General features: G+C 64.9%; 11 protein-coding genes and 1 pseudogene. 1 reads left to right on the top strand and 11 read right to left on the bottom strand.

The features are described from left to right. Positions 1 to 27: 27 nt before the first annotated feature. The 7 genes from J5X93_RS09595 to speB all read right to left on the bottom strand — a co-directional run bounded on the left by J5X93_RS09595 (position 28) and on the right by speB (position 8,777). Positions 28 to 1,098, bottom strand: coding sequence for a sugar phosphate isomerase/epimerase family protein (locus tag J5X93_RS09595; protein WP_070571912.1), 1,071 nt, complete (start codon positions 1,096 to 1,098; stop codon positions 28 to 30). Positions 1,099 to 1,212: 114 nt separating this feature from the next. After that, on the bottom strand, positions 1,213 to 2,709 hold the full coding sequence (gene pdxR / locus J5X93_RS09590; protein ID WP_102081990.1) for a MocR-like pyridoxine biosynthesis transcription factor PdxR: 1,497 nt from the start codon (positions 2,707 to 2,709) through the stop codon (positions 1,213 to 1,215). A 139-nt stretch (positions 2,710 to 2,848) separates the two neighbouring features. Further along, on the bottom strand, positions 2,849 to 4,534 hold the full coding sequence (betA, locus tag J5X93_RS09585) for a choline dehydrogenase (RefSeq protein WP_070571882.1): 1,686 nt from the start codon (positions 4,532 to 4,534) through the stop codon (positions 2,849 to 2,851). Then, positions 4,531 to 6,009 (bottom strand): purine-cytosine permease family protein, encoded by a 1,479-nt coding sequence (locus tag J5X93_RS09580; protein ID WP_070571881.1) that lies wholly within the window; start codon positions 6,007 to 6,009, stop codon positions 4,531 to 4,533. The genes betA and J5X93_RS09580 overlap by 4 nt, the downstream gene beginning before the upstream one ends. Further along, complete coding sequence (locus J5X93_RS09575; RefSeq protein WP_070571880.1) at positions 6,006 to 6,185, bottom strand: hypothetical protein; 180 nt, start codon at positions 6,183 to 6,185, stop codon at positions 6,006 to 6,008. The genes J5X93_RS09580 and J5X93_RS09575 overlap by 4 nt, the downstream gene beginning before the upstream one ends. 96 nt (positions 6,186 to 6,281) lie before the next feature. Continuing rightward, a complete protein-coding gene (locus J5X93_RS09570; RefSeq protein WP_102081989.1) occupies positions 6,282 to 7,790 on the bottom strand; it encodes an aldehyde dehydrogenase family protein in 1,509 nt (502 codons plus the stop codon). A 15-nt stretch (positions 7,791 to 7,805) separates the two neighbouring features. Further along, complete coding sequence (speB, locus tag J5X93_RS09565) at positions 7,806 to 8,777, bottom strand: agmatinase (RefSeq protein ID WP_070571878.1); 972 nt, start codon at positions 8,775 to 8,777, stop codon at positions 7,806 to 7,808. Positions 8,778 to 9,080: 303 nt separating this feature from the next. On the opposite strand from speB, the gene J5X93_RS09560 reads away from it, so the two are divergent. Further along, positions 9,081 to 9,995, top strand: coding sequence for a LysR family transcriptional regulator (locus J5X93_RS09560; RefSeq protein WP_102081988.1), 915 nt, complete (start codon positions 9,081 to 9,083; stop codon positions 9,993 to 9,995). 271 nt (positions 9,996 to 10,266) lie between these two features. On the opposite strand, the pseudogene J5X93_RS09555 reads toward J5X93_RS09560, so the two are convergent. From J5X93_RS09555 to J5X93_RS09540, 4 genes and pseudogenes are all read right to left on the bottom strand, one after another. Next, a pseudogene (locus tag J5X93_RS09555) lies at positions 10,267 to 10,722 on the bottom strand (REP-associated tyrosine transposase). Positions 10,723 to 10,884: 162 nt separating this feature from the next. Next, positions 10,885 to 12,525 (bottom strand): fatty acid--CoA ligase, encoded by a 1,641-nt coding sequence (locus J5X93_RS09550; protein ID WP_180962723.1) that lies wholly within the window; start codon positions 12,523 to 12,525, stop codon positions 10,885 to 10,887. 11 nt (positions 12,526 to 12,536) lie between these two features. Continuing rightward, positions 12,537 to 14,309, bottom strand: a complete 1,773-nt coding sequence (locus tag J5X93_RS09545) for an acyl-CoA dehydrogenase C-terminal domain-containing protein (RefSeq protein ID WP_070571876.1) — start codon at positions 14,307 to 14,309, stop codon at positions 12,537 to 12,539. Continuing rightward, positions 14,302 to 16,776 (bottom strand): efflux RND transporter permease subunit, encoded by a 2,475-nt coding sequence (locus tag J5X93_RS09540; protein WP_102081985.1) that lies wholly within the window; start codon positions 16,774 to 16,776, stop codon positions 14,302 to 14,304. Before J5X93_RS09540 ends, J5X93_RS09545 begins: the two co-directional genes overlap by 8 nt. Between the last annotated feature and the right edge of the window lie 14 nt (positions 16,777 to 16,790).

Raw genomic sequence — 16,790 nt, 5'->3', positions numbered from 1 at the left:
TGTTCTCCACGGTTTCCAGGTTGAGGGTCAGGCTACGGCGGCATCGGCCAGGGTCAGTTCGGCCAGCAGGCGCATCTGGGCCAGCAGTTCGCGGACGTAGCGCACCTGGTCATTGGCCCAGCGATGCTCGTCCGCCAGCATCTGCTCCAGGCTGTAGCCGGGCGGCAGCGGGGTTTCGCTCATCTCGCGGTAGACGATGAAGGGGTCGGCCTCCTCGCCCACTTGGCGGAACGCCGGGGCGATGTAGTGGTTTTCCTGCTCGAGGATGAACGCCACCACTTGAGGCGTGGATTCGCCCAGCAGCAACAACTCCAGCAGCATGCGCGCACCAGGCAACTGGTCTTCGGCGCTGCCCTGCAGCACGCCGTAATGGCCAAAGCCATTGGCCTCGGGCACTACGCGCACGCCCTTGAGGTGCACCTGGCGAATGAAGGGCGCCAGGTTCGCCAGCGCAGGCAACGGCTGCTCGCAGGCATTGATCATGTTGCCGAAGTCGAACAAGGCATTGAGCCGTGGATGCCCGACCCGGCGCAGCAAGGTGGCGATCTCGTCGCTCTTGAGCTCTTCGTGCTGCTCGAAGTCGAAGTTCAGGTCGTGCTCGTCGGCCAAGCGCGCCAGGCGGCGCAGGTCGTCCTCGATGATGCCCATCACCCGCGACAGGTGCCCTTCGTAGCGCGAGTACACGCGGATGTTGCGACTGCCGATGGCACGGGCGACAGTCACGGCCTGGTCCACGTCCGCGGGCAGCGTGCTGCTGATCTCCAGGTGCACGTCCAGCCCGAGGCCGCGGGCTTTGTCGGCGAAGGCCGCCAGGCGCTCGGCCGGCATGCGCGACAGGCTGTTGTGCTCGCCATCGAGCAGGTGCAGCGAGAGGCCGTCGAGCCCATGCCGGTAGGCAAAGTCGAGCATGTCCTCGGGGGTGACCCGTCCGTGGGTGAGGTTGGTCAGAAGCGGGTAACCGTGGGCGAACAGCCGCAGACTGTCCAGACGCGCCAGCAGGCGGCGGGCAAGGTCGGCGGTGAGTAGCACGGGCGTGCACGGCGCCTGCGCGTTATGGCCCATGAGCGTGGCGAAACGGGCTTGGATAGGATTCATTATTGTCATTTCCTCAGAGCGATGCCGGGGTGGCCGGCCGTGCCTTTATCGCTCCGAAGTGGCCCCATCCATAGAGCCATTAACCTTTTGTTGGTATAGCCATTTTGAAGCCCGAGCTCAGCCGTGCATGCCCAACGCTTCAAGGGCCTGGGCCAGCTCGCGCACCCGCTGCGCGGCCTGCTCGGCGGGCGTGGCGGCAAAGCCCAGCAGCAGCCCGGGCGGCAGGTAGCGCTGCAGGCAATAGTCGCTCAGCGCATAGGTGTAGACCTGGTGATTACCCAACCCACGGGCCAGGGCGTCATCGTCGACCTGCTCGGGCAACCAGCCGATCAGGTGCAGCCCGGCCTCCACCGGCGCCACCGAAAGAAATCCCCCCAACTGGCCTTGCAGCGCCTCCACCAGGCTGGCCTGGCGCTCTTGGTAGAGCGCGCGCATATGGCGGATGTGCCCGAGAAAATGGCCATCGAGCATGAAGTCGGCAGTGGTCGCCTGGTGCAGCGTGGAGGGGCTGCGGTCCATCACCGCGCGGATCGCGCAGAACGGCTCGACCAGCGCCTCGGGCAGGATCACATAGCCCAGGCGCAACGATGGGTACAGCACCTTGCTGAAAGTGCCGACGTAGATCACTCGCTGCCCCGGGTCCATGGCGAACAACGCCGGCAGCGGCCGGCCCACGTAGCGGAACTCGCTGTCGCAGTCGTCTTCGACGATCCAGCCCTGGCTGCGAGCGGCCCAGTCGATCAGCTCCTGGCGGCGCGGGTAGCTCATGGTGGTGCCCAGAGGATGCTGGCGTGAGGGCGTGGTGAAGGCCAGGCGCGCCTCAGGGCATTCGCGTATCCCCTGCTGCACGTCCAGCCCCTGCTCGTCGATCCGCAGGGGCACGAGTTGGCAGCCCAATGCCTGGAAGGCGATGCGCGCGGCGATGTGGCCAGGGTCTTCCATCCACACTCGATCATCGGGGTTGAGCAGCAGCATGCCCAGCAGGTTGAACGCCTGCTGGGCACCGGAGGTGATCACCACCTGCTCCACGCTGCACTCGATGCCTCGGGCGTCGAACACGTATTCGACGATGGCCTCGCGCAAGCGCTGCAAGCCTTTGAGCTCGCCGTAGGCCAGCTGGGCTTTGTCCGGTTTGCGCAGGTGGCGGTTCATCAGGCGCTTCCACACCGGCATGGGAAACGCATCGTAGGCCGGATGGCTGGGCAGCAGGGATACTGGGCGCTGCGGGTCCCAGGCGCTGTAGGAGATGCCGCTGAAATGCTCGCTGCGCAGCGAATGCACGGCCTGGCTCAGGCTCGACAGCCGCGGGGGTTTGATGGGCAGGTCGGCCTGGGCCACCCTGCCCTGCCATTCGTGGCCCACGTAGGTGCCCGCCCCAGTGCGCGAGGCCAGAAAGCCCTCGGCGGTGAGCAGGTCGAAGGCGTTGAGCAGCGTGATCCGCGACAGCGACAGCTCCTTGCACAGGGTACGGGTGGATGGCAGTCGCGTGCCGCCCGGCAGGCGACCGCTGAGGATCTGCTTGCGCAGTTGCAGGTAGAGTTGGCGGTAGAGCGGGACCGAGCTGCCGCGATCGAGCTCGACGCCGCTGAGCAGCACGCCACCGGGGGTTTTCATGGATTTCGTGTCCTGAGGGCCAGAGGGCTATTGTGCGCTGGCGCTCACCTTCCATGAAACGGGTTTACCCGCGAATGCGATAGTGGATTCACCAACGCTTTCGCTGGTAACCCCGCTCCTACCGTGATCGAAGCGCGGCTCAGGCCCGCACTTTGCGCACGGGCTCAGCGCTACGTTGTTGCTCTTCCCAGCCTTCCACCAGCCCGACCGGCACATCGGCAGGCGCGAGGGGCTGGCGGCCGCGTACCAGGTCCGAGGCGCGTTCGGCGAGCATGATGGTCGGTGCGTTGAGGTTGCCGTTGGGCTCGCTCGGAAACACCGAGGAATCGATCACCCGCAGCCCTTGCAGGCCACGAACACGCAGCTCGGAGTCGACCACCGCCATGTCATCCTCGCCCATCCGGCAGGAACCACAGGGGTGCATGGTGCTTTCCATGTTGGCGCGCACGAAGGCGTCGATCTGCTCATCGGTCTGCACATGGGCCCCCGGCGCGAGTTCCTCGCCCCGGAAGCGGTCCATGGCTGGCTGGGCGATGATCTCCCGAGTCAGGCGCACGCAGCGTCGGAAGCCTTCTTTGTCCTCCTCGCTTTGCAGGTAGTTGAAGCGGATCTCCGGGTGCTGGTACGGGTCGGCCGACAGCGCCCGTACATGGCCGCGGCTCTTGGGCTTGTTGGGCCCGGTGAGCACCATGAAACCATGGCCCTTGAATGGTTTATCGCCGTCATAGCGCATGGCCGCCGGCAGGAAGTGGAACTGGATGTCCGGCCAGCGCAGGCCCTTGGCCGAGCGGATGAAGCCACCGGCCTCGAAGTGGTTGCTCGCCCCCAGGCCATCCTTGAACAGCAGCCAGCGCAGGCCGATCATCGCCTTGCCCAGCAGGTTCATCTTGCCGTTGAGGGTCACCGGCTCCTTGCAGGCGTACTGGATGTAGATTTCCGAGTGATCCTGCAGGTTCTCACCCACACCCGGCAGGTCGTGGCGCACGTCGATGCCGGCCTTCTTCAACACCTCCTGCGGGCCGATGCCGGAGCGCTGCAACAGGTGCGGCGAGCCGATCGGACCGGAGGACACCAGCACTTCGCGATTGCAGTACACCTTGTGAGTCTTGCCGCCCTCGTCGTATTCGACCCCCACCGCGCGCTTGCCGTCGAGCAGGATGCGCCGGGTCATGGCGTGGGTGACGACGGTGAGGTTCGGCCGGGTCATGGCCGGGCGCAGATAGGCATTGGCGGTGGACCAACGCACGCCATCCTTGACCGTCATGTGCATGGCGCCAAAGCCTTCCTGCATGTAGCCGTTGCAGTCGTCGGTCTTGATGTAGCCGGCCTCGGCGCCGGCCTCCACCCAGGCGCCGTACAACGGGTTCTGCATGTTGTTGCCGTTGTTAGTGGCCAACGGGCCGCTGGCACCGCGGTAGTCGTCACCGCCGAACTTGAACGTCTCGGCGCGCTTGAAGTACGGCAGGCAGTTGCGGTAGCTCCAGTTCTTCGCACCCAGGCTTTCCCACTCGTCGAAGTCATGGGCATGGCCGCGGATGTAGACCAGGCCGTTGATCGAGGATGAGCCGCCCAGTACCTTGCCCCGCGGGCAGTGCAGGCGCCGGCCATCGAGGTGGGGCTCGGCGACGGTCTCGTAGCGCCAGTTGTACTTCTTGGTGTTCATCGGCAGCGAGAAGGCGCTGGGCATCTGGATCAGCACACTGCGGTCGCTGCCGCCGAACTCCAGGACCAGCACCGAGGTGCCGGCGTCTTCGGTCAGGCGGTTGGCCAGGACGCAGCCGGCAGAGCCTGCGCCGATGATGATGTAGTCATATCGCTTGTTCATTTGCTGTAGCCCTTTGCTTCGAGGCCTGCTGCCTCGATGTTGCGTTCATTGCCCGTTGGGTAGCCGCCCCAGCCAAAGCGCCTGGCCAGTGCACGGGTCAGCCCGTAGTGCACAAGCCCGGCCAACAGGCAGGACGGCAGAGAAGCGGTGGCGAAGGTGAAGAAGGTGGTGTTGGCCAAGGTCTGCGGGTTGAACACCACCACGTAGATCACGAAGCCCGCCACCAATGCCACCAGTGCGATGGGGTTGAAGCCGCCGCAAAAGCGCAGTGGCGATGTTTCTTGTGGGGCGTAGAGCTGGCGCAGGTTCACGCGCTGGCGTCGAAGGAAGAAGTAGTCGGCGATGCCGATCCCGGCCAAGGCGCTGTTCAGTGCCGATGTCCACACCAGGAAGATGAAGAAGCCGTCATAGATGCCCGGGAAGAACAGCACGATGGCCACCGGAATCACGCAGAACAGCCCCACCAGCACACCCCAGCGCACACTGCGCAAGCGCTCTGCGGTCACTTGCCGCAAACCGATGACCGCGGTGTAGAGGATGTTGACCATGCCCGTGAGGTTGGCCAGGGCCAGGAAGCCCAGCGCCACCACCCCGAACACCATGCCACCGGCCAGGCGCATCCAGGCGGTCGGGTCGCTGCTGCCCAGCGTCGACGCGGCGAACAGGCTGACGGTCTCGCCCAGGGAGGCGGCGCCGAAGATCCCCACCAGGTTCGGCCAGAAGGCCGTGCGCTGGTTGCTGCACAGGCGCGACAGGTTGCCGATGTAGGGCCACCAGGAGAATCCAGCGGCGATGTTGATCTCCACGGCAATCATGAAGTTGATGCGTGAGTCGGCGAACGGCGGTTGCAGCGCCGGCATGGCCAGCAGTTGGTCCAGGCTGTGGCTGCGGGAGATGAAGTACATCAGCGCCAGCATGATCAGGATCAGGCTGGGCGCGATGATCGCGCTCAGCAAGCGGATCATGTCCGGCCCGCGCATGGCCACCAGCGCCGCCAGCACGATGGCCAGCAAGGCGCCACCGGTCACCAGCCAGCCGTCGCCATCGGGCGGGACTTGCTGCACCAGGGTCTCCAGGTTATCCAACGCACGCCCGCACATCAGCCCCAACACCGCCAGCCAGCCCATGGTGAGCAACACTACCGACAGGATGTAGACCAGGCGGCTGCCATTGAGGCCGAACATGCTGCGCAGGAAGGTGAACTGCTCCACCCCATACTTGCCGCACGGCACGCAGGTGGAAAACGCCGCGAGGATCACCCCCACGATGTTGCCGATGACGATGGCGCAGATCCCTTGCTTGGGGCCGACGAACAGCGCCGTGGCGCCGCCGATCAGAAACACCCAGGTAGCCACGGCCAGCGCGGAGTTGGCATAGGCATACCCCCAGAAACCCCACACGCGCTCGCTGGGCAGCAAGGGGGTGTCGCCGCGTTCAGCGGCCAGGCGCAATTCCTGCTCTCTGGACGGGCTCATGCGTGGCCCCCCCACAGGTAGAAGCCCACCATCACGACCAGGGCGAACACCGCCAGCGCCAGGTAGTCACCGACGCCCATCGCACCCGGCCAATCCGTCCGTCCTTCCAGTTCCTCATAGGCGCACAGGCGCCTTTCCAGATCTTGCGCTCGCTCTACATCTGCCTGGCTGTTCATGGGCATCACCTCGATAGGTTCTTGTTCTTGAAATTCGATGCATCCGATAAATCAGCGCCGCCCGCCAACCTCAGCGGCGCTGGCCAGCCCTGGACCTCAGGGCAAGGTGATCCAGACCGCCTTGGTCTCCAGCAAGAACTCCAGTTGTTCGGCGCCCATGTCCTTGCCATAGCCCGACTGCTTGTAGCCGCCGAAGGGCATGGATGGATCGAGGGTGCTGTGCGCGTTGACATAGACGGTCCCTGCCCGCAGACGTGGGATCAGCCCGTGGACCCGGCCCAGGTCGTTGGAGTAGATCGCCGCGGCCAGGCCGAACACCGAGTCGTTGGCCAGTTCCACGGCCTGCTCCTGGGAGTCGAACGGCTGGGTCACCAGCACCGGGCCGAAGATCTCCTCGCGCACGATGCGCATGTCGTGGGTGCAGTTGACGAAGATCGTCGGCTGCACGAAGAAACCCGGGCCTTGGACCGGCTCGCCACCGTAATACACCTGCGCGCCTTCGGCCTTGCCCAGGGCGATGTACTCCAGCACCCGCTGCTGTTGCTGACGCGACACCATGGGGCTGATGAAGCAATCCGGATCCAGGCCCGGGGCGATCTTGAGCGTTGCGGTGTAGCGCGCCAGCGCTTCCAGGAAGGCCGGGTAGACGCTGCGCTCGATGTAGGCGCGGGTCCCGGCGTCGCACACCTGGCCCGAGTTGAAGAACACGCCGTTAGCCACTGCCTGGGCTGCGGCTTCGATGTCGGCATCGGCGAACACGATCACCGGTGACTTGCCGCCCAGTTCCAGGGTCAGGCGCTTCATCTGGTCCATCGAGGCCTTGCCCACCGAGCAGCCGACTGGGGTGGAGCCGGTGAAGCTCAGCTTGTCGATACCCGGGTGGCTGGTCATGGCATTGCCCACCACGCTACCACGGCCGGTGACGATGTTCACCACGCCGTCGGGCAGCCCGGCTTCCTGCACCAGCTCGGCGAAACGCAGGGCCGAAAGCGAGGTGAGTTCTGCCGGTTTGACCACCACGGTGCAGCCGACCGCAAGGGCCGCGCCCAACTTCCAGGCCATGGTCTGCAGCGGGAAGTTCCACGGCACGATCACCCCGACCACACCAACCGCTTCTTTGCGGGTGTAGGCCAGGTAGTTGCCCGGCAGTGACGGCTCGACGGTGCGGCCATGGATCTTGCTGGCCCAGCCGGCGAAGTAACGGAAGGTGTCGATGGTGCCCTGGATGTCCACGGCGCGCGCCTGGTCGACCGATTTGCCCATGTCGATGGATTCGATCTGCGCCAGCTCCTCGCCGTTGGCCTCGATCAGGTCCGCCAGGCGGTGCAGCACGCGCTCACGCTCCAGCGGCTTGAGCTGGCTCCAGGGGCCGCCGTCGAACTGCGCACGCGCAGCCTTCACCGCACGGTCCAGGTCCTCGGCGGTGGCCATGGGAATGCGGGTGAGCACCGCTTCGGTGGAGGGCTCGATCACCTCAGCGGTGGCGCCATCGCTGGCCTGCACCCAGGCGCCGCCGATGAACATGTGCTGCTGCTTGGTGAGAAAACGCTGGGTTGCCTCGGAAACACCGAAGGTCTGCAGGTAGGTCTTTACCTTGTTGTCCACGTTGGAAACTCCGGATCAGCGAGCGTTGGCGCGCGCGTGGAAGATGAAGCCGATGCTGTTCATCAGCAGTTGCGCGGCGAGGATGGACGTCACGCCAGCGGGGTCGTAGGCCGGGGCCACTTCCACCAGGTCCATGCCGACGATGCGCCCATTGCTGCGCTTGGCCAGGGCCTGGATGATCTCCAGCACTTCGTAGTACTGGAAGCCGCCATGGCTCGGCGTGCCGGTACCTGGGGCGATGGACGGGTCGAAGCCATCGATGTCGATGGTGATGTAGTAGTCGATGTCCTGGGGGATCTTCGCCAGCACGCCTTCGACGCCCAGGCGGCGTACGTCGCGCACCGAGAGAATGTTCGAGCCGGCATCGCGGGCGGCGTCGTAGTCGTCGCGGTTGGAAGACGACACGTTGCGGATGCCCATCTGGGTCATGCCGGTGATGTTCGACAGCTCCGAGGCACGGCGCAGGGGGTTGCCATGGCCATAACGCACGCCGTGGCGCTCGTCGACGAAGTCCAGGTGAGCATCGAAGTGGATGATGTGGATCGGATCGCGCCCTTCGAAGGCCTTGATGACCGGCGCATGGATCGAGTGATCGCCGCCCAGCACGACCGGCATGGCGCCGCTGGCAAGGATCTGGCGCACGGCCGACTCGATGTTGGCGTTGCTGGTGGCCATGTCGGTGTGGACGATGTCGGCATCCCCCACATCGACCATGCGCACTTGGTCCTCGGTCAGGTAGGTGGCGTCATCTTCGTGGTCATAGGCGCCGGAATGGCCGAAGGAGAACAGCGTGGACGCCTCGCGGATGCCGCGCGGTCCGAAACGTGCGCCGGAGCGCCACTGGGTGCCCATGTCGTTGGGCGCGCCGAGGATCGCGACATCGGCGTCGATGGCATTCCAGTCGGTGCAGATGGGCGACTTGGCGAACGTGCAGTGCCCCACGAAGGGCAGGTTCAGGCGGCCGGATTCATAACCATGCTTTGCCATGTTAGAGCTTCTCCACATTTCTTGTTCTGGTCAGGAGACGGGGCGACTGTGCGACACCGTTGAGGCCACTATGGGCCCGGCTCGGCCTTGGAAAAATGCGCAAGTCCAGATGCATACATCGGCTGCGCCGAAGTATCTGGCGCGGCCGATGTCTGCATCTGTTCAGACCGACGCTGCCGCAGGCGTTTTGCCAAATGCCGGGATTGCGGTTGCTCTGCGTAGAGGGTTAGCTTTGGCAAAAACACATTCAGCCGAGCGTTCATATCAGCAGCCTGCGATGTGACCTCGGCCCGGGAGGCCGCGGTGATCCAGCTCCACGATGTCGATCTGAAGCTCCTCAGGGTGTTCGCTACCATCGTCAAGTGCGGCGGGTTTTCCGCGGCGCAGGCGGCGCTGAACACCGGCCAGTCGACCATCAGCGAACAGATGACGCACCTGGAGACCCGCCTGGGCGTCAAGCTCTGCCAGCGCGGGCGCAGCGGCTTTCGCCTCACCGAGCAGGGCGTGGCGATCCATGAAGCCACCCTGCGGCTTTTGAGTGCGGTGGAAAGCTTCTGCCTGGACGCCGACGTGCTCAAGCAGCACATCAGCGGCCAGCTGAACCTGGGGATCATCGACTCCACGCTGACCGACCCCGACTCACCGGTGCCACGCACCACCCAGCGCTTCGTCTCACGCGGCCATGATGCCCAGTTGAACATTTACATCGGCGCCCCGGCGGAGCTCGAAGAGCGGGTGCTGGACGGGCGCCTGCACCTAGCGATCGGGCACTTTCCCCTACGGGTGCCGGGGCTGTCCTACCTGCCGCTGTATAACGAAGCCCTGGGGCTGTACTGCGGCCGTCGCCACCCGCTGTTCGCCAGCAAACCGGCCAACGGGCGCCTGCTCGAAGAGGTGCGCGCCTGCCGGATCGTGGTGCGCGGCTACATGCAGCAGTACGACCTGACTCAGTTGGGCATGAGCAAGGCCGATGCCACCGTGGAGAACATCGAGGCAGCGGCGATCTTGATCATCTCCGGGGCCTATATCGGGTTCTTGCCGGTGCACTTCGCCGAGCAGTGGGTCAAGACCGGCGAGATGTACCGCCTGGGCGCCAACGCCCTGGACCTCACCTCCCCCTTCGACGTCATCACCCGACGCGGCGTGACCCCGCCGCCGATCCTGCAGGCGTTTCTGGAGGACCTGAACACGTGCATCTACCAGCCCGGGCTTGCGTGAATCCAGATCGAGCAGTGGTTGGTTTTGAGGTTGTGGGTTTATCCATTTGACGTGGCGACGCTCGTTCACCTTTGCGCCCTTACGGCGGTGCCTGGGCTGGCGTTATTTCATTCAGTGGTTTTTGAGGTGAACTTTTTGGCGCATTCGCGGGTAAACCCGCTCCCACAAGGATCGCGTCGCTCTTGGGGTTGTGTTGCGCCTGTCAGACCGGGCGCAAACGTTAGGACGACGCGATACCTGCGGGTTTACCCGCGAAGAGCGCACCACGGATTCAAAGCCAGACTGCATCCCAGTGCGGATACTCCCTGATGCTACTCACCAAGCCCGCACGCAGCGGGTTGGCCACCATGTACCTGGCCACTGCCTTCACCTCCTCCTCCCGACGCAGCGCCCGGTCTTGGTAGCTCGGTTGCTAAATCGGATGATCTTCAACACCTGACTGATGCAAGGTACGGCTTGAGCGCGACTTGAACCTGCGCATCAAGGTGCCCAGCGTTGCAACCTCCAGTTCGATCAACCAATGAAGATGATCCGGCATTACCACCCATGCCAACGATCGACAGGCCTGCTCCTGGTCCAACAGACGTAGATGGTGAATCACCAGGCGAGCCGGTTGAAGATTGCAAAACAACGGTTTGCGACGATGCGTGACAGTGGTCAACAGGTACAACCTGCCAGGCGCCGAGTAGCGGCCACGGCGCAGCAGGTGGGATTTGGCGAGAGGCATTGGATCTTCCTTGAATCAGGTCTCGCCTTAAGCCTAGTGATTCGGTCGAGCTGCCCAAGTGGGGAATGGTTTCTGGATATGCTTGTGTTGTCCTCTTCGCGGGTAAACCCACCTGGTCCGCGCAGGCCCTTGTGGTGGGTTTACCCGCGAAAAGCCCAGTGCCTAAAGGCAGGTTTGGCGGATGCGCTTCTTGTCGATCTTGCCCACGCTGGTCTTGGGGATTTGGTCCACGAAACGCACCTGCCGGGGTACGGCCCACTTGTTCAGCCGCCCGCTGTCGACGTATTGCTGCAGATGCCGGGCAAGGGCTGGCTGGTCCAGCGTCACGCCGTCGGTGCAGACCACCAAGGCCAGCGGCTGCTCACCCCAGCGTTCGTCCGGCAGGCCGATCACGGCGACCGAGTCGACGCCGGGGTGCTGGCTGATCAGGCTTTCCAACTCTACCGAACTGATCCACTCGCCTCCGGTCTTGATCACGTCCTTGATCCGGTCGCGGATGCGCATCACCCCGTGCGCGTCGATGCACGCCAGATCGCCCGTGTGCAACCAGCCGCCGGCCCAGAGCGCGGCGCCTTGCTCGGGCGCGTTCAGGTAGCCCTGGGTCAGCCAGGGCGCACGCACCACCACTTCTCCGAGGGTTTCGCCGTCATGGGCCACGTCTTGGCCCTCGCCATCGACGATGCGCAGATCCACCAACGGGATCGGCACGCCGGCCGCGATGCGCAGGGGAACCTGCTGCGCCATGGGCAGCGCCAAGTCTTCGGCGCTCAGGCAGGTCAGGCTGAGCAATGGGCAGGTTTCGGACATGCCGTAACCGCAATGAACGCGAATCCCCCGCTCGCTGGCTCGCTGGGCCAGGCCCTGGGTCAGGGCGCTGCCGCCCAGGAGCATCTTCCAACCCTTGAGGTCTGTGCGCTTGCCCTCTTCGCAGTCGAGCATCATCTGCAGCAAGGTGGGCACGCAATGGGAGAAACTCACCCCTTCGTCACGGTACAGGCGCACCAACTGATTGGCCTCGTAACGCCCGGGATAGACCTGCTTGATACCCAGCGCCGTGGCCACATAGGGCACGCCCCAGGCATGCACATGGAACATTGGCGTGATCGGCATGTACACATCGCCCGTGCGCAACAGCGGCTCGCCGCCACAGGCGGCGAGCGTGCCCAGTTCGTTGAGGGTGTGCAGCACCAGCTGGCGATGGGTGAAGTACACGCCCTTTGGATCGCCAGTGGTGCCGGTGGTGTAGAACAGCGTCGCGACGGAGTTTTCATCGAAATCGGGGAAGTCGAAGTGGCTGTCCACCGCCGCCAGCAAGGCCTCGTACTCGCCCACCAACGGCAGGCCGGTCACCGGCGCCAGGCCTTCGCCGAGGCGGATGAAGCGCTCGACCGTGCCCAACTCGCCGTGCAGTTGTTCCATCAGCGGCAGGAAATCGTCATGCACCAGCACCAGCCGGTCTTCGGCGTGGTTCATGGTGTAGCGGATCTGCTCGGCGGACAGGCGCACGTTGACCGTGTGCAGCACCGCGCCGATCATCGGCACGGCGAAGAAGCACTCCAGCGCCCGGTGGCTGTCCCAATCGAGCAAGGCCACGGTATCTCCCGGGCGCACGCCGGCCTCGGTGAGTACATTGGCCAGGCGCTGGATGCGCGTTTGCAAGGTGGTGTAGCTGTAGCGCAACTGGTCGGCGTAGACGATCTCCTGCCCCGGCTGGTAGCGCACGCCCGACAGCAGCAGGCGCTTGATCAGCAACGGGTAGGTGTAGGCCTCGGCCGCCGGTGCGATGACGCGAGTCTTGATCATGGTGCCCTCCATCACAGCTGCGCCTCGTCGAGCAGATAGAGGCTGTCGCTGCCGGCCTTGATCACGGCGCTGAGCGAATGGATGCGCGGCAGCATGCGAGCGAAGTAGAACCGCGCCGTGCCCAGCTTGCTTTGGTAGAACGCGCCCTCCTGCGCCATGGCCACATCGGCCATCCGCGCCCACAGGTAGGCGTACAGCGTGTAGCCGAAGGCGTGCAGGTACTCCACCGCCGCCGCGCCGATTTCTCGCGGGTTGCCCTGGGCGCGATCGAGCACCCAGGCAGTCAGTTCGTCCAGGTTGTCCAGCGCGGCCAGCAACGGCGTGCGGAACTCGCCGCGCGACGGCGCCAGGCCTTGGGCGAATGCGCGCATCTCATTGGACAGCAACTGGTAGCTGCGCCCGCCGTCGGCGACCAACTTGCGGCCTACCAGGTCCAGGGCCTGGATGCCATTGGCGCCCTCGTAGATCTGGGTGATGCGGCAGTCGCGGATCAACTGCTCCTGGCCCCACTCGCGGATATAGCCATGGCCGCCGAACACCTGCTGGCCATGCACCGTCGTCTCCAGCCCCATGTCGGTCAGAAACGCCTTGGCCACCGGCGTCAGCAACGCCACGCGGGCCTCGGCCTGGCCGCGCACGTCGGCTTGCTCGCTGTACTTGGCCACGTCCAGTTGCTGCGCCACATAGGTGGAAAACGCCCGCCCACCTTCGTTGAGTGCCTTCATGGTCAACAGCATGCGGCGCACGTCCGGGTGCACGATGATCGGGTCGGCCGCCTTGTCGGGCGCCTCGGGGCCGGTGGCCGCGCGGCCCTGCAGGCGGTCCCGGGCATAGGCCACGGCGTTCTGGTAGGAACGTTCGCCCAGGGCCAGGCCCTGGATGCCGACGCCCAGGCGCTCGTAGTTCATCATGGTGAACATGGCGTTCAGGCCCTTGTTCGCCTCCCCCACCAGGTAGCCGAGAGCACCGTCGAAGTTCATCACGCAGGTGGCCGAGGCTTTGATGCCCATCTTGTGCTCGATGGAGCCACAACTGACCGCGTTGGCCCCGCCCAGCTCACCATCGTCCTCGACCAGCATCTTGGGCACCAGGAACAAGGAGATCCCCTTGGCACCGGCCGGTGCGTCAGGCAGCTTGGCCAGCACCAGATGGATGATGTTTTCGGTCAGGTCCTGCTCGCCGCCGGTGATGAAGATCTTGGTACCGGTGATGCGGTAGCGACCATCGGCCTGGGGCTCGGCGCGGGTGCGGATCAGGCCCAGGTCGGTACCAGCGTGGGGCTCGGTCAGGCACATCGAACCGGTCCAGCGACCCTCGTACATCGGCGGCAGGTAGCGGGCCTTGAGCGCTTCGCTGGCATGGTTGAGCAGCGACAGGCAGGCGCCGGCCGTGAGCATCGGGTACAGGCCGAACGACAGGTTGGCGGCGTTGAGCATTTCCTCGACCTGGGCGCCGATCACCTTGGGCATGCCCATGCCACCAAACGCCGGGGCGCCCGTCACACCCACCCAGCCATCGGCCGCGTAGGTCCGGTAGGCGTCGACGAAGCCATCCGGGGTCGTCACCGTGCCGGCCTCGAAGCGACAGCCTTGTTCGTCGCCGCTGCGGTTGAGCGGCGCCACGACCTGGGCGATGACCTTGCCAGCCTGTTCGAGCACGGCCTTGGCGGTATCGGCATCGACCTGCTCCACCAGTGCAGGCGTCTGCGCCCACCAGGCCGGGATATCGAAGACTTCGTTGAACAGAAAATCCATATCGCGCAAAGGCGCAAGGTAATCAGACATGAGACGAACACTCGGCTTCTTGGTTGTTGGAGTGCAGCCCACCTTGGGTGCGGGGGCCGGTGACGGTCGCCCGGACCTCGTCGCCGGGCAGGAGGAAGTACGACAGCGCCGGGATCAGCACCAGCGCGCCGAGCATGTTCCACAGGAACATGAAGGTCAGCAGCAGGCCCATGTCGGCCTGGAACTTGATCGGTGACCAGGCCCAGCCCACCACACCGGCGGCCAAGGTGATGCCCACCAGGCCCACGACCCGGCCGGTGAAGGCCACCGCGTTCTGGTAGGCCTGGGCCAGCGAGAGGCCCTTGCGCTGGTAGTGCAGTTGCACGCTGAGCAGGTACAGGGCGTAATCCACTCCGATACCCACGCCCAGGGCGATCACTGGCAAGGTGGCGACCTTCACACCAATGCCCATGGCCACCATCAGTGCCTCGCACAGCACCGAGGTGAGCATCAGCGGCAGTACCGCTACCAAAGTGGCGCGCCAGCTGCGGAACGTCACCAGGCAGAACAGCGTGACGGCCAGGTACACCAGCAACAGCATGGTGCGGTTGGCCTCGCGCACCACGATGTTGGTGGCGGCCTCGATCCCGGCGCTGCCGGCGGCCAGCAGGAACTGCCGATCATCACTGCTGTTGGCCTGGGCGAAGCGCTCGGCGGCAGCCACCACCTCGTCCAGGGTGTCGGCCTTGTGGTCCTTGAGGTAGGCGATCACCGGCATCAGCGAGCAATCGTTGTTGAACAGCTCAGGGGCATTGACCGAGGCCTGCTGCGCGGCGTAGTTGAGCACATCCTGGTTGCGCTGGATGCTGTTGAGCTTGGGGTTGCCCTCGTAGGTACCGGCGGTGATCTGGCGCACGGCGTTGGTCAGCGACAGCGTGGTCTGCACCCCTGGCAGCTGTTGCAACTCCCAGGCCAGGCGATCGGCCAACACCAACGTCTGGTAGCGCAGACAGCCTTCAGGCGCGGTCTTGACCATGACCGCGAAGGTGTCGCTGGAGAGCGCGTAATGGTCGGTGATGTAGGCGTTGTCGCGGTTGTAGCGCGAGTCGGCGTGCAGCTCCGGGGCGCCGCTGTCCAGATCGCCGATCTTCAGTTGCAGGCTGGTCCACAGCCCCCCTGCCCCCATTGCCACGGACACCAGCACCGCCGCCGTGGCCCACTTGCGCTCGGTAAAGCGGTCTAGCACATCCCACAGTTTGCCGAAGCCCCGGTGCGCGGCGGCGCGCGAATCGATGCGCAAGGCGCGCTCGGCAGCCTTGCGTCCGACACCGATGTACGACAGCGCCACCGGCATCAACAGCAGCGAGGTGAAGATCAGCACCGCCACGCCGATGCTGGCGGTGATGGCTAGGTCCTTGATTACCGGAATGTCGATCAGCATCAGCACGGCAAAGCCCACCGCGTCGGCCAGCAGCGCCGTCACCCCGGCCACGAACAGGCGGCGGAAGGTGTAGCGAGCCGCGACCTGGCGGTGGGTGCCGCGCCCGATGTCCTGCATGATGCCGTTCATCTTCTGCGCGGCGTGGGACACGCCGATGGCGAAGATCAAGAACGGCACCAGAATCGAGTACGGATCGATCGCGTAGCCCAGCCAGGCGACGATGCCCAACTGCCAGACCACCGCGGTCAGCGAGCACAACACCACCAGCAAGGTACTGCGCACGCAGCGGGTGTACAGGTAGATGATCACCAGACTCGTGACCACTGCCAGGGCGAAGAACAGCATCACCTGGATCAAACCGTCGATCAGGTCGCCCATCAGCTTGGCGAAGCCGATCACGTGGACCTTGTAGGGGCCGGCCGCTTCGTAGTGGCTGCGCAGCTGTTCGAGCTGACGGGAGAACGCGTGGTAGTCCACGCCACGGCCGGTGGCCGAATCCCGGTCGAGCAGCGGCACCACCAGCATGCTCGACTTGAAGTCGCGGGCCACCAGGCTGCCGACGATGTTGGCGCGCTCGATGTTCTGACGCAGTTGCTCGATATCCGCCTGGGCACCCTGGTAGCCGTCCGGCATCACCGGGCCGCCCTGGAAGCCCTCTTCAGTGACCTCGGCCCAGCGCACCGCCGGGCTCCACAACGACTTCATCCAGGCGCGGTCCACGCCCTGGCTGAGAAACAACTCGTCGTTGATGTGCCGCAGCGCCTGCAGGTAGGCCGGGTCGAAGATGTCGCCCTCGGTGGCCTCCACCACCACCCGCAACGAATTGCCCAGGCCGCGCAGGGACTGGCGGTTGTCCAGGTAGTTCTGGATGTAGGGATGGCTCTGCGGAATCATCTTCTCGAAGCTTGGACGCAGCTCCAGGCGGGTCAGCGCCACATAGCCCAGTACCAGCGTGGCCAGGCACATGGCGAGCACGAACGCCAAGCGATGGTTGAACACCAGGCGCTCCAGCCCGTTGCCCGAGCGCGTGTCGAAGTCTTCGAGGTTGCGGATCACCGGCAGGGTGTCTTGTTGGATATCGGCCATCAGGGTTTTCTCTT

The organism is Pseudomonas sp. BYT-1 (genome assembly GCF_023611805.1).
Lineage (GTDB): Bacteria > Pseudomonadota > Gammaproteobacteria > Pseudomonadales > Pseudomonadaceae > Aquipseudomonas > Aquipseudomonas guariconensis.
This window is presented reverse-complemented; position numbering and strand designations above follow the sequence as displayed.